We start from the raw sequence: 13172 nt of genomic DNA on the forward strand, positions 1-13172 counted from the left end.
CCCCATGGATGGCCTGATCCCGCCGGGCAACCCCGACCACCGCCCCCGCCGCCACCGCGCTTCGGACGAGCGGATCGACCGCATCCTGACCGCGGCGGTGGCGGTGTTCTCGCGCGTCGGGCTCGACGGGGCACGGATCGAGGCCATCGCCCGCGAGGCGGGCATGTCGAAGACCAACCTGCTCTACTATTTCCCGACCAAGGAACGGCTTTATACCGCAGCACTCGACCGGGTGCTCGACCGCTGGCTGGTGCCGCTGCGCGACATGGATGTCGAGGACGATCCGCTGGCCGCGATCCGCGGCTATATCGCCGAAAAGCTCGACTGGTCGCGCCGCGACCCGGCCGCCTCCAGGCTCTTCGCCATGGAAATGCTGCGCGGCGCGCCGCTGCTCAAACCCCTGCTCGACGGCGCACTGCGCGATCTGGTGGAGGAGAAGAGCCAGATCATCCGGGGCTGGATCACAGCCGGCCGCCTGGCCCCGGTCGACCCGCGCCACCTGATCTTCGCGATCTGGGCCACCACCCAGCACTACGCCGATTTCGCGGTTCAGGTCGAGGCGGTCGCAGGCCACACCCTCGACGACCCCGCATTCGCCACCACCACCGCCGACGCCCTCACCCGGCTTCTGCTCGACGGGCTGCGGCCGCGGGCGTAAGGCTGCCGCTTCAGACCACCGGGCTGATCACCCCCACCGCGCGCCGGAGCATGGCCAGCACCGGTTCGGGCTTTTCGTGCAGCATCATGTGGCCGACGCCATCCAGGGCGGTGACCTCGGCATGGCGGAAGGCGGCGGCGAGGGCGCGGCCCTGCTTTGCCCGGGTCATCCTGTCGGCCTCGCCCACCACAACATCGACCGGTACCGAGATTGCGGCGGCAAGGTCGAGCGCGCTGCCGAAGGCGTTGCAGGCGGTGAGGTCGGCATGGAGCACGCCCGCCGGCGCATCGGCGGCATTGGCGCGGGCCTCGGCGCAATGCGGGCCGTCGGGGATGCCGTAGGACCATTTGTCCATCATCGCCTGGGCGGCCGCCGGGTCGTTCAGGGTCTGCTGGAGCAGCGCATCGTTCACCGCCATCACGTCGGCCGGCGCCAGAAGAACCAGGCGGTCCACCGTCACCGCGTCATCGCCGCGGTGCAGCAGCGCCGTCTCCATCGCGATCAGCGTGCCCATGCTGTGGCCGACCAGCACGGCGCGGCGCACGCCCGCCGCCTTCAGTGCCGCCGCGATCCAGGCGGCACTGTCGGAGATGCGGGTGAAGGCCGTCCCCTCGCTGCCCTGGCGGCCCGGCAGGTCGAAGGCGATCACCGGCGTGGTGATCGCGGCATCGTCGAAAACCGGGCGCCAGAAGCGGCGGTCGAGACCGGCGCCATGCAGCAGCACCAGCACCGGTGCATCACCAGCGGCCGGATCGCCCTTCACCCTGGCGGTGGCCGGCTGGCCGTGCACCATATAGACGCGCGGATCGGTGGCGGATGGGGTTTCGGTCATCGGGGGGCGTTTCCTCGGCTGGTTCTTGTTGGTGATGATGAAGACGGGATCAGCGGGCGGTCCAGGCACCATCGACCGGCAGCGAAATGCCGGTGATGTTGTCGGCGGCGGCGCTGCACAGGAAGACCGCCACGCCACCCAGCTGTTCCGGGGTGGTGAAGCGCAGGGTCGGCTGCTTCTCGGCCAGCAGGTCGCGGCTGGCTTCCTCGATCGAGATGCCGTGCTCTTTCGACTTCGCCTCGATCTGGCGTTCGACCAGCGGCGTGCGCACCCAGCCCGGGCAGATCGCATTGCAGGTGACGCCGGTCTCGGCGGTCTCAAGCGCGGTGACCTTGGTCAGGCCGACGATGCCGTGCTTGGCCGCCACATAGGCCGATTTTTCGGCCGAGGCGACCAGGCCATGGGCCGAGGCGATGTTCAGGATCCGGCCCCAGCCCTTGGCCTTCATGCCCGGCAGTGCCAGCCGGCTGGTGTGGAAGGCGGAGGACAGGTTGATGGCAATGATCCGGTCCCACTGCTCGACCGGGAAATCCTCGATCTTCGCCACATGCTGGATGCCGGCATTGTTGACCAGAATGTCGATCCCGTTCGGGGCCGCATTGGCGAACAGCGCCTCGATCTCGGCAGGCTTGCTCATATCGGCGCCGTCATAGACGACCTTCACCCCGGCCTCGGCCTGGATCTCGGCCACCAGCGCCTCGATCTGCGCTGCGTCGCCGAAACCGTTCAGGACCAGATCGGCGCCGGCCAAGGCCAGCGCGCGGGCGATGGCCAGCCCGATACCGCTGGTCGACCCGGTGACGAGCGCGGTCTTACCCTTGAGATTCATGACGAAACGGCTCCTCTGAACTCTGACGGCGCCGCCCGCCTCCGGAAGCCCTTCCGGAGGATCCCGCAGCGCCGTGGCAGTCTAGCCCCGCCCGCCCCGCCGCCGCCAGCATCAAGGCCCGCCCCGGCTGCTGCATCGCAACATGGTCACACGCATACTGTCGCAGTCCGATCTTTCTCAAACCATGTTTAAAGTGACCGAAATATCAAGAAAGCATACGTAAGATTTCTTACAACGCATCCAATTTATAATCAGCTTGCGCGACGATAACATTCAGTTAACCATCTAAGCAAAGGGACGGCATCCGGAGCGATCTCCGGGACTGAACGACACGTCCCGACGGCATGCACCCCGCCACGATGACGATGGCGGGGGCTGCAGGTGGACCGGCTGCCACTTCTGCCCAACGGAGCGGCCGGCCACGTCAGGCAGCGGCCCGGCCCGACCTGCCGGACCGCGAAGGGAGGAGAAGACCAGGTATGATCACGAACCGTCAGGGGACGGGCGCGTCCGTCCGCCGGCATGGCCGGCGCCTTGCACGCACCACCGCAGCCACGGCCATGGGATGTCTGATCGCCGGCGCCGCACTGGCTGCCGACGACTGGACCAGGTCCAAATGGGGCCCGGACGACGAGATCGGCGCCGCCAACAATCTGAGCCCCGAGAAGGTTCTCGAGGCGGCCCAGCTGATCAAGACCGGCAAGACCTATCCGCTGGGTATCGAGACCAATTCCAAGACGCCGGCCTATGCGCCGCGCGGCTTCAAGATCTATGTCGTCCAGCCGGGCCAGACCCAGGGCGGCAGCCTGGGGCCGACCAAGACCACCTATAACGACGACATCATCGAGGGCTGGCTGGGCATCGGCAGCCAGATCGACGGCCTTGGCCATATCGGCATCGACGGCACCTATTATAACGGCCATCAGGCCAAGGACTTCGCCGCGATGACCGGGCTCACCAAGCTCGGTATCGAAAAGGTGCCGCCGATCACCACGCGCGGCGTACTGCTCGACATGGCCGCCCATTACGGCACCGATGTCGTCAAGGAGGGCACCGCCTTCAACAAGGCCGAGATCGACGAGGTCGCCAAGAAGCAGGGCGTCGAGATCCGCAAGGGCGACGTGGTGCTGTTCAACACCGGCTGGATCAGCCTGATCGGCAAGGACGACAAGCGCTATTCCAGCGGCGAGCCCGGGCTCGGCCGCGAAGGCGCACGCTATCTGGCCGAAAAGGGCGTGGTCGCGATCGGTGCCGACAGCTGGGCGCTGGAAGCCATTCCCTTCGAGCAAGGCGCCGGCGTGTTCGAGGTGCACCAGATCCTGCTGCCCCAGAACGGCGTCTATATCCTGGAGAACATGAACACCGCCGAACTCGCCAAAGACAAGGCTTACGAGTTCATGTTCGTGCTGGGCCAGCCCCGCTATACCGGCGCGGTGCAGGCGATCATCAACCCGGTCGCCATCCGCTGAGCGAAGGCGGCCGAAGCTTTCGTGGCCGTCATGCGACGAGGCAGCAGGCATGACGGCGACGCGGCATGGGCGGGGGCTCCCTCCTGTCTCCCCGCCTGCCCGTGCCACTCGGGGCGGCGCCGGTGCGGCCCGGCGCAGGGCGCCGTCCCATCTTCTTAACTTCGCAGGGCGCCGTCCCATCTTCCTTCTGAACCACGATACCCCCTGCGGTACGCCGGAGGGGGTGTCGTCGTCAGCGCGGCAGATCGTGGAAACTGTCGGTCAACAGATCGACCACCAGCCCCTCGCGGGCGATGAAAGCGCCGGGCCACATCACCGCGGCCGCCGCCCCCACCCGGTCCATGAAATCATCCTCGTGATCCGGGTCGTGATGGAAGATGGCGAGCCGGCGCGCCCCGGCCATCCGGGCCAGGCGCACCCCTTCCTGCCAGGTGGAATGCCCCCAGCCGGCCTTGGCCGGGTATTCGTCGTCGGTATAGGTGCTGTCATAGATGGCGAGGTCCACCCCGTCCATCAGCGCCAGCACGTTCTGGTCCGGCCCGTCGGGGCGATGTTCGGTATCTGTGATGTAGGCTACAGACCGGCCGGCATGGTCGATGCGATAACCGGTAGCACCGTCGGGGTGGTTGAGCGGCAGGGTCCGGACCCGGATGTCGGGGCCCAGCATCAGCGTATCGCCGGCGGCGAAATCGTCGAAGGTCATCTCGGCATTCATCGCCTCCAGCGGCACCGGAAAGGTCGGGGCCTGCATCTGGCGGTCGATGACCCGCCGGATGCCGCCCGACGCGATCAGATGGCCGGCCAGCACTTCGAACCGGTTGCCGCGGCGGAAGGCGGGCGAGAAGAAGGGGAAGCCCACGATGTGGTCCCAATGGGTGTGCGACAGCAGCAGCGTGGCCGTGCGCACGCCCGCAAGGTTCATGTGGTGCCCCAGCTCGCGGATGCCGGTGCCGGCATCGAAGATCAGCTGGCGGTCCCCACAGGTCACCGCCACGCATGACGTGTTGCCGCCATAGCGCATATGACGGGGTGTGGGGCAGGCGATGCTGCCGCGTACCCCCCAGAAGGCGACTGAAAAGGTCATCATGCGCCTGTTCGTGGTGATCGGCCTGTCGTCTTCAGAACCGTAGTGTGCGGCGGCGTTCCGGGCAAGATGTGCGCGGTTTGCATCACGCCACCGAAGCAGGCGAACTGCCGTTCGGGAGACCTGAGGATCACCGCCGGGAGAGCGGTGGCCGAACGGACAGGGACCGCCGGAGAGCCACCGGTGCGGGCCGGCCATGCCGGAACCGCATGGGGCGTCGTCGCATCCCTGTCATCATATACCTGTAGAGCACGCGGGGTCGGACAGGAGAGGCCGCTCGAAACGGCGGGTAAGGGATTGGCAAAGACACAGGAATTCTGGGTGAAGTTCTGGGGTGTGCGCGGCAGCATCGCCTGCCCCGGCCCGTCGACGGTACGCTATGGCGGCAACACGTCGTGTCTGGAGATGCGATGCGGAGACCGACGCCTGATCTTCGATGCCGGCACGGGGCTGCGCGTCCTGGACGACGAATTGAGAACCCGGGTTCCCGTGGATGCGGACCTGTTCCTGACCCACACCCATTTCGACCATATCTGCGGGTTTCCGTTCTTCTCCACCGCCTTCGATCCGCGCAACACCTATCGGATGTGGGCCGGGCACCTGCATCCGGAGCGCAATCTGCGCGACCTGCTGTGCGCGCTGATGAGCGACCCGGTCTTTCCGGTCCCGGTCGAAATCATGAAGGCGGATATGAGCTTCCGTGATTTCGTCCCCGGCGATGTGCTGGAGCCGCATCCGGGGATCCGGATCCGCACCGCCCTGCTGAACCATCCGCAGCGGGCGGTGGGCTACCGGGTCGAATTCGACGGCCGCGCCATCTGCTACATCACCGATACCGAGCACCCGGCCGAAGGCGTGGATCCGCGCATCGCCGAGCTGGTGGCCGGTGCCGACATCATGGTCTACGACGCCATGTTCACCGACGAGGAATATCCGAGCCGGGTGGGCTGGGGCCATTCCACCTGGTCGGCCGGCATGCGCCTGGCCGAGGAGGCGGGCGTGAAGACCTATGTCGTCTTCCACCACGACCCGGCCCATGACGACGATCAGATGGACCGCATCGCCGCCGAGGTCGCCGAACGGCGACCGGGCACGGTGGTCGCGCGTGAGGGCATGGTGCTGGAGCCCTGAGCCCCACCTCATCGGCTTCCCCTTCCATCCGGCCGGCTTTGGGTCCATGCTCGGCCGCGAACCGGAACGATCATTTCCGACAGCCGTGCCCCGCCCGACCGGGGCCGCGGTGGTGCCCCGCCACCGCAGGACAAGACCGGAGACGCCCTGCATGACCGCCCTGCCCCAGACCGCGCTACCCGACACGATGACCGCGATCGAGATCACCGCCCCCGGTGGTCCCGAGGTGCTGAAGCCCTGCACGCGCCCCGTCCCGCAGCCGGGCCATGGCGAGGTGCTGATCCGGGTTGCCGCCGCCGGCGTCAACAAGCCGGATTCGCTGCAGCGCCAGGGCAACTACCCCCCGCCGCCCGGTGCCTCGGACATTCCGGGCCTGGAGGTTGCGGGCGTGGTGGTGGCGGCCGGCGACGACGTCACGCGGGTGAAGCCGGGCGACCGGGTCTGCGCGCTGGTCACCGGCGGCGGCTATGCGGAATATGTGGCGGCCCCCCAGGAACAGTGCCTGCCGGTGCCGGCTGGGCTGGATCTGGTGAAGGCGGCCGCCCTGCCCGAGACATATTTCACCGTCTGGACCAATGTCTTCGAGCGCGGCGCGCTGAAGGCGGGCGAACGCCTGCTGGTCCATGGCGGATCCAGCGGCATCGGCACCACCGCCATTCAGCTGGCGGCGTCGCTGGGCGCCGAGGTCTATGCCACAGCGGGGTCCGACGACAAGTGCCGGGCCTGCGAAGAGCTGGGGGCGACGCTTGCGATCAATTATCGCACGGCCGATTTCAAGGAAGCGGTCGAGGCCGCGACCACCGGCGATCCCGGCGTCGACGTGATCCTGGACATGGTCGGCGGCCCCTATCTGGGCCGCAACCTGCAGCTGCTGCGCCGCGACGGCCGGCTGGTCTATATCGCCTTCCTGCAGGGGCCGAAGACCGAGGTCGACCTGCGGCCGATCATGATGAAGCGGCTGACGGTCACCGGATCGACCCTCAGGGCCCGGCCGGTGGCCGAGAAGGCGGCGATCGCCGATGCGCTGGCCGAAAAGGTCTGGCCGCTGATCGAGGCCGGCCGGGTCGGCCCGGTGATCGACAGCGTGATGCCCTTCGACCGCGCGGCCGATGCGCATGCCCGGCTGGACGGCAGCACCCATGTCGGCAAGATCGTGCTGAAGGTGGCCGATCTCTGAGCCCTTGGCCGCCGGTCACATAAATGGCCGCGCGACGGTGCTTGCCTGTCGCGCGGCTTTCGTTTAAAGCCGGGGCTTCGCTATAGTCATCGGCACGACCGCCGCCGGGGGCCCATCCCCGAGCCCCCAGCGGGTGCCTGCCAGGCGGTAGCCTGAACAGTTCGAACGAGGAGCGACATGGCTGGTCCCCTGATGCCGAAGGCCACCGCCGTCTGGCTGGTCGAGAACACCGCCCTCACCTTCGACCAGATCGCCGAGTTCTGCAGCCTTCACCCGCTGGAGGTTCAGGGCATCGCCGATGGTGACGTCGCGACCGGCATCGTCGGTCAGGATCCGATCAAGAACGGTCAGCTCACCCCGGAAGAGGTGACGCGCTGCGAGCGCAACCCGGCGGCGCGGCTGAAGCTGCGCGAGCCGACCGTGCCGCTGATGCGCCGGACCAAGGGCCCGCGCTACACCCCCGTGGCCAAGCGCCAGGAGCGGCCCGACGCGATCGCCTTCCTGCTCAAGAACCATCCCGAGCTCGACGATGCCCAGGTCTGCAAGCTGCTGGGCACGACCAAGCAGACGGTGAACGCGGTCCGCAACCGGACCCACTGGAACAGCCCCAACATCAAGCCGCGCGATCCCGTGCTGCTGGGCCTGTGCACCCAGACCGACCTGAACCGCGAGCTGGCCATCCGCCGGCTGAACCGCAACCCCAACGAGCAGATCCCCGAACCGATGCAGTTCGACGAGGATGACGATCACGGCTACAACGACGATTATTGAGCCGTCGACGGCCGGGCTTTTCAGACGGGCGGCACCTTCGCGGGTGCCGCCCGTCTGGTTTATGGCTGATCCGGTTTATGCGCCAGGCTCCCAAAGCCGCACGGCCCGCCAGCCGGTGCGGCCCCTTTTGTCGGTGCGCCGGATCGCAAGACAGCTCCGGCCCGGCCAGCTGCCGATCGCGATCCCGGCCGCAAGATCGGGCGGCACGAAGACATCGCCCCCGGGGCTGCGCAGAAAGGCGAAAGCCTGATCCTCCTGGCGGTCCAGCACGCCGGTAAAGCGCTCGCACAAGCCCGGCAGCGTGTCGGCCGCAGAGGGACGCCAGTCGATCGCCGGGCCGTCGGCCGTGGCATGGCCCACCTCCACCACCGTGCCCGGTGGCAGCGTCCTGATCGCCGGAAACCGGCCATGGGGCAGAACGAAGCCGCTGGTCACACCGGTCGCCACATAGCTCAGCGCCTTGGCCGTGTTGACATGGTCGACCACGCCCGGGCTGTAGCCGAGATTTGCCCGTTCCAGCCCGCGCAGCAGCGCCTCGGCTTCGGCATCGACCGGGGCCGGCGCACGCGGCACCGCGGCTGCGAACCAGTCGGCCGCGCAGAGGGCCGCCAGGTCCGGCGGGATGCGATAGCCGTGCTGCTCGCGATACCGCGTCGCCTGGCGCAGCTGTTCCGCCGCCTCGTCGAAGCGGCTGTCGAGCGCCAGCAGCCGGGCCAGGCGGATGCGCAGCTGGCCCAGCTCCTGTTCCTCGCGGGCAAGACGGGTGGCATGGATCAGGCAGATCAGGGCATCGCCCCGCGCGCCCGCCTCTTCCAGGATCTCGCCGAGCAGACCCCAGACCCAGGCCGCCCGCCCCTGACGGCGCAGCACCGGGATCAGGCGGCAGCTCGCCGGGGCGGTCTCGCCATCGGCCAGGTGCAGCCTGCTGCGGTAATAGTTCAGCCATTGATCATCGGGTGCGCCCTCCAGCGCCCGGTCCAGCACCTCCCGCCCCCAGGCCACGGATGCCGCCTCCGGGCCTTCGGCGCCGGCCTTCGCCACCGTGGCACGACAGACCGCCCGGACGAAGCGGGTGCGCAGATCATCGAGCTTGCGGCCGGTCTCGTCGACGAAGGGCTTGTGGTCGTCCCAGGTGAAATCGTCGATGCCGGCCCAGTGAGCGAAAGCCAGGAAGTCGGGCCAGACGCCCGAAACCTTGCCGGCCAGACGCAGGACCTGCGAAAAGGCGCTGTCGCGCCGGAGCGGATCGGCCATGCGTGAGAATTCACGCAGGGCCGGCGAAATCTCAGCATGAAGCGCCGTGGGGGAGAGACGCCCGGCCTCGTGCGCATCCACCGCCTGTCGGATCCGGTCGTAGAGCACCCAGGCATAGGCGCGCAGCAGCCAGATGTCGGGGGCACCCTCGCCCGCCCCGGCATGGGCATGGGCGCGGCGCGCCAGATCCAGCGCCTCGGCCTGACGGCCCTGCCGGCGCAGGGCGAAAATCTCCCGCGCGCTCATGCGCCGCGTCCGATCCGGTCGGTCATCAGCCGGCGCAGATCATCGCACAGCCCGCCGGTCGCCCCCGGGCCGCCCACTTCCTGAACCGCCGTCCAGTTCTGGCGGGCATCGTGGATGACATCGATCTCGCCTCTGCGGGTGGCATCAGCGAGCGCGATGCGCAGGCGATAGGGCATCGACTTCTGGCCAGTGCGCCGGATGGAGGTTCCCGCCAGCGCCGCATCCAGTTCGACGAGGAAATCCCGGATGAAGGCCGGCTGTCCGCCTTCGGCCGTGCCGTCCGCCGCCGGCCGGAAGGCCGCGAGCGCCTCCTCGGCAAGTGCGGCATCCCCGCCGCCCGGCGCCATGCCGGCCCGGCCGGGCTGGAACTTTCCGTTGTAATGATACTGCACCATGACCCGCCGGCCCTCGCGGGCCAGGGTGTAGCGCTCGCAATACTGAAGATGCTGCAGGCCGTCGATCGTGATGCCCCGGGCCGCCCAGAAGGCGCGCAGCCGGCGGTGGACCGGCATCAGCGGGGCGGCGGCAGCGGGAAAGGACAGGCGATGCCAGTCGGGATCCGCCCGCGGATCCTCGGCTGGGCCATCGGCCGTGGCCGCCGGTGCCGGATCGGGTGCCCAGATATCCGCCGGGCTGAAATCGGGCGGGTTGACCAGGATCAGCCGGCCCACCGCCCGGGTGACGGCGGTATAGGCCCAGCGGAAGAAGGCCGGGTTGCGCTGGCCGCGGCCGGGGGCGAAATGGACCAGCACCGTCTGCCACTCCCCGCCCTGCGCCTTGTGGCAGGTCATCGCATAGCCGTATTTGACCTGGAGCGCATTGACATAGGGGTCTTCGACGATCGCCTGCCGGAAGGCCGCAGATTTCGGAGACAGATCCGGATGGCGGGTGCGGAAATGGACCAGCAGGGCCCGCTGTTCCAGCGGGGTCAGATCGCGCCCCGGCTGATCGAGCAGGTTTTCGAGCAGCAGACAGCGGGTGCGGACGACCGTCCCGTCGCCCTCGCGATGCGCCACCACCGCATGCCGGAAGCGCAGGGTGACCAGATGGCCGCCGGCCAGCGGCACCGGCACGGTCTCGGCCGTCTGGTCGACCGAGAGCACCTTCACCACATCGCCGTTGCTGAGGCCATGGCGGCGCGAATTGCGATTGACCAGCAGCGTGTCGCCCGGCTGCACCGGCAGGGCGGCATCCCCCCACAGCCGTTCGCGGACACTGCGATTATAGTCGAGCGCGGTGGCGTTGGAGGCCACCACGGCCACCACCTGGTCGCGCGCGCGGATGCCGCCCACGATCAGCCCGACGGCACCGGCGGCATCCACCTCCACGATCTCTGTGGCATCGGGCTCTGTGGCATCGGGCTCTGTGGCATCGGGCTCCGTAGCATCGGGCCTGAGCGAGAGGGTGTCGAACCGCCCGGCCGCCAGCGCCTCGCGGATCCGGGTCGCCCGGTTCAGGATGGCGCTGCCCTCGGCCTGGCGCAGCACCACCGCCAGATCGAAGCCGGCGACCTTCAGCCCGAAGGTCGCGGCCAGATAACCGGCATCGAGCGCGGGCGAGGTTTCCTCCCCCACCGGCGGCAGCTGGGCGGGGTCGCCGACGAAGAGCAGTTTCGCCAGCCGGTCCCCCGCGCGCCCCGGTCGCCGCATGCGGCAGAAGGCAATCAGATCGGCCAGCAACCGACCTGAACCGAAGCGCAGCAGATCGCCCTGCATCTCGCGATCGCCGACCATCGAGGCCTCGTCGACCACGATCAGTGGGGCGACTGTCTCCTCCCCCCGCAGCGGAAAGATCATCCTGAGGCCGGGATCGGTCTCGGAGACCGCCTCCTCGTTCACCTCGATCCGGTCGAGGGCATAGATCGCACGGTGGATGGTCACGGCCGCAGCCGCCTCGCCACCGGCTATCCGGCCGACCTTGTGGGTAAGGATCCGTGCCGCCCGCCCCGTGGGGGCGACAAGGGCCGGTGACAGGTTCCGTGCCGCCAGACGGCCGACCAGGGCCGCGATCAGCGCCGTCTTGCCGGTGCCGGCCCCGCCCCGCAGGATGAAGGCATCCAGCCCGTCATCCCGCAGGAAGCCCTCGATCGCATCGAGCGCCGCCGCCTGATCCGGCGTCGGCCTGATGGGTGTCGGCCTGATGGGCGTCAGTCTGATGGGCATCGCATCGCTCGGTCTGGTCATCTCGCCTGTCATCGCATTCCGGTCGGCCCCAGCATAGTCGCCGGACAGGGCGGCGGGGAAGCTGCGTGACACGAAATCGAGGGCAGGTGACCACGCGTCAGGCCGGCAGCGCCGCGCGCCCCGGGCGCAGATCCCGGCCGCGCGGCCGCGCGAGGGTGAGCACGATCAGCACCGCCACCCCCGACAGGGCGGCGGCCCCATACCAGAGCCCGGCATAGTCGCCGGTTGCGGCGAAGATGCGCCCGCCCGCCCAGGCCCCGAGTGCGGCGCCGAGCGAATGGCCGGCCGAAAGCAGCCCCATGGCCAGACCCATCCGGTGCAGCCCCAGACGGTCGGCGACCAGCCCGGCCGTGGGGGCGACGGTCGAATAGTCGAACAGGCCGAACAGAACCGCGAAGATCAGCAGCAGGCCGTAATCGTCGCCGATGAACACCAGCAGCACCAGCGCCGCCGCCCGGCCGGCATAGATCACCGCCAGCAGCCGGCCGCGATCGATCCGGTCCCCTAGATGGCCCGCCAGGATCATGCCGCCCAGATTGACCGCGCAAAGCACACCATAGGCCGTGGCCGAGGGCAGCGGCGGAAAGCCGCAGAGCGCGACATAGGGCATCAGATGCACCTCGATCACACCCGAGGTGGTGATGCCGCAGATGAAAAAGCTCCAGAACAGCGCGTGGAAGACCGGGTTGGTGGCCAGGAAGCCGATCCGCCGGCCCATGGGCTCGACAGCCGGTGCGGCACCCCCTGGGACCGCCGCCGCGGCACGGGCGCGGGGCAGCAGTACGAAGGCAGCCACGGCCGCCACGCCGGCCGCAATGGCGAGGCCGATGAAGCCGGTGCGCCAGTCATCCGCCGTCATCCAGACCGACAGGATCGGCACCAGGGCAAGCTGCCCGGCCGTGGCGCCGGCGGTCGCGATGCCGGTGGCGAAGCCGCGTCGGGCGGCCGGCACCATCAGCGCCACGGCGGTCGCCACCACATGGGTCACCACCGCGCCGAAGCCGATGCCGCCCACCACCGAAAAGGCCATGATCAGCATCACCGGCCCGTCGGCCAGCGAGATCAGCCCGGCCGCGGCCGCCACCATCACCAGCCCGGCACCCAGCAGGCGGCGGGGGCCATGGCTGTCGGTCAGAAGGCCGGCGGTCGGCGCCAGCAGGGCCATCACCACCAGGGCGAGCGCGCCGGCATTGGACACTTCGGTCCGGCTCCAGCCTTCCGCCTGTTCCCAGACCGGCATGGCAAGGCCCAGTGCCGCGCGGGTCGAGAAGGCGAGGCCGAGCGACAGGAAACCGATGATCACGACGGTCCAGGCAGCCAGGCCGAAACCGAGCTGACGCGGCAATGGAGAGGCGGCGGACATGGGGCGGGAGGCTCCGCGAGAGATGAAACTGCGCGGCATTTAGCCGCGGCGGGCAAGCTTCGTCATCATCTCAATGTCGGCCGCGATCCCATACCCCCGTCCATCTTCGGGCAAGGCAAAGCCCAACTTGCCCTCGGCCCCCGCCGCATCACGCAAAAAAGGCCGGCCGATCAAC

At 68.8% G+C, this 13172-nt stretch carries 11 protein-coding genes; 5 read left to right on the forward strand and 6 right to left on the reverse strand.

The features are described from left to right. Window positions 1-4: 4 nt before the first annotated feature. Window positions 5-658, forward strand: coding sequence for an HTH-type transcriptional regulator RutR (rutR, locus tag CMO28_RS28650; RefSeq protein WP_296720669.1), 654 nt, complete (start codon window positions 5-7; stop codon window positions 656-658). Window positions 659-668: 10 nt separating this feature from the next. On the opposite strand, the gene CMO28_RS28655 is transcribed toward rutR, so the two are convergent. Beyond that, window positions 669-1490 (reverse strand): alpha/beta fold hydrolase, encoded by an 822-nt coding sequence (locus CMO28_RS28655; RefSeq protein ID WP_296720672.1) that lies wholly within the window; start codon window positions 1488-1490, stop codon window positions 669-671. A gap of 49 nt (window positions 1491-1539) precedes the next feature. Next, a complete protein-coding gene (locus tag CMO28_RS28660) occupies window positions 1540-2319 on the reverse strand; it encodes a 3-hydroxybutyrate dehydrogenase (protein WP_062768275.1) in 780 nt (259 codons plus the stop codon). A gap of 560 nt (window positions 2320-2879) precedes the next feature. Here CMO28_RS28660 and CMO28_RS28665 point away from each other — a divergent pair. Continuing rightward, complete coding sequence (locus CMO28_RS28665; protein WP_322111432.1) at window positions 2880-3788, forward strand: cyclase family protein; 909 nt, start codon at window positions 2880-2882, stop codon at window positions 3786-3788. 232 nt (window positions 3789-4020) lie between these two features. On the opposite strand, the gene CMO28_RS28670 is transcribed toward CMO28_RS28665, so the two are convergent. Further along, window positions 4021-4872 carry an MBL fold metallo-hydrolase gene (locus CMO28_RS28670; RefSeq protein ID WP_062768321.1) on the reverse strand — a complete coding sequence of 284 codons (852 nt, stop codon included), beginning with the start codon at window positions 4870-4872 and terminating at the stop codon, window positions 4021-4023. 297 nt (window positions 4873-5169) lie between these two features. Here CMO28_RS28670 and CMO28_RS28675 point away from each other — a divergent pair, with 297 nt between their 5' ends. The 3 genes from CMO28_RS28675 (at window position 5170) to CMO28_RS28685 (ending at window position 7951) form a co-directional block, all read left to right on the forward strand. Next, window positions 5170-6003 (forward strand): MBL fold metallo-hydrolase, encoded by an 834-nt coding sequence (locus CMO28_RS28675; protein ID WP_231889516.1) that lies wholly within the window; start codon window positions 5170-5172, stop codon window positions 6001-6003. Window positions 6004-6154: 151 nt separating this feature from the next. Beyond that, on the forward strand, window positions 6155-7180 hold the full coding sequence (locus CMO28_RS28680) for an NAD(P)H-quinone oxidoreductase (protein WP_296720682.1): 1026 nt from the start codon (window positions 6155-6157) through the stop codon (window positions 7178-7180). A 177-nt stretch (window positions 7181-7357) separates the two neighbouring features. Further along, window positions 7358-7951, forward strand: coding sequence for a DUF1013 domain-containing protein (locus CMO28_RS28685; protein WP_296720689.1), 594 nt, complete (start codon window positions 7358-7360; stop codon window positions 7949-7951). A 75-nt stretch (window positions 7952-8026) separates the two neighbouring features. Here the strand turns inward: CMO28_RS28685 and CMO28_RS28690 are convergent, their stop codons facing one another. From CMO28_RS28690 to CMO28_RS28700, 3 genes are all read right to left on the reverse strand, one after another. Then, complete coding sequence (locus tag CMO28_RS28690) at window positions 8027-9451, reverse strand: DUF7017 domain-containing protein (RefSeq protein ID WP_296720692.1); 1425 nt, start codon at window positions 9449-9451, stop codon at window positions 8027-8029. Beyond that, the gene (locus CMO28_RS28695) at window positions 9448-11613 is read right to left on the reverse strand and encodes an ATP-dependent DNA helicase (protein ID WP_296720694.1); all 2166 of its coding nucleotides are present in this window, start codon (window positions 11611-11613) and stop codon (window positions 9448-9450) included. The genes CMO28_RS28690 and CMO28_RS28695 overlap by 4 nt, the downstream gene beginning before the upstream one ends. Window positions 11614-11731: 118 nt before the next feature. Beyond that, entirely contained in the window at window positions 11732-12997 is a 1266-nt protein-coding gene (locus tag CMO28_RS28700) for an MFS transporter (protein ID WP_296720697.1), read from the reverse strand. Window positions 12998-13172: the final 175 nt, after the last annotated feature.

Origin of the sequence: Tistrella sp., assembly GCF_002684955.1 — a bacterium.
Lineage (GTDB): Bacteria > Pseudomonadota > Alphaproteobacteria > Tistrellales > Tistrellaceae > Tistrella > Tistrella mobilis.

Bases quoted from the DNA above. Each gene is read 5' to 3' on its own strand.
- rutR (WP_296720669.1), top strand. From the start codon at position 5: ATGGATGGCCTGATCCCGCCGGGCAACCCCGACCACCGCCCCCGCCGC.
- CMO28_RS28655 (WP_296720672.1), bottom strand. From the start codon at position 1,490: ATGACCGAAACCCCATCCGCCACCGATCCGCGCGTCTATATGGTGCAC.
- CMO28_RS28660 (WP_062768275.1), bottom strand. From the start codon at position 2,319: ATGAATCTCAAGGGTAAGACCGCGCTCGTCACCGGGTCGACCAGCGGT.
- CMO28_RS28665 (WP_322111432.1), top strand. From the start codon at position 2,880: ATGGGATGTCTGATCGCCGGCGCCGCACTGGCTGCCGACGACTGGACC.
- CMO28_RS28670 (WP_062768321.1), bottom strand. From the start codon at position 4,872: ATGACCTTTTCAGTCGCCTTCTGGGGGGTACGCGGCAGCATCGCCTGC.
- CMO28_RS28680 (WP_296720682.1), top strand. From the start codon at position 6,155: ATGACCGCCCTGCCCCAGACCGCGCTACCCGACACGATGACCGCGATC.
- CMO28_RS28685 (WP_296720689.1), top strand. From the start codon at position 7,358: ATGGCTGGTCCCCTGATGCCGAAGGCCACCGCCGTCTGGCTGGTCGAG.
- CMO28_RS28690 (WP_296720692.1), bottom strand. From the start codon at position 9,451: ATGAGCGCGCGGGAGATTTTCGCCCTGCGCCGGCAGGGCCGTCAGGCC.
- CMO28_RS28695 (WP_296720694.1), bottom strand. From the start codon at position 11,613: ATGCCCATCAGACTGACGCCCATCAGGCCGACACCCATCAGGCCGACG.
- CMO28_RS28700 (WP_296720697.1), bottom strand. From the start codon at position 12,997: ATGTCCGCCGCCTCTCCATTGCCGCGTCAGCTCGGTTTCGGCCTGGCT.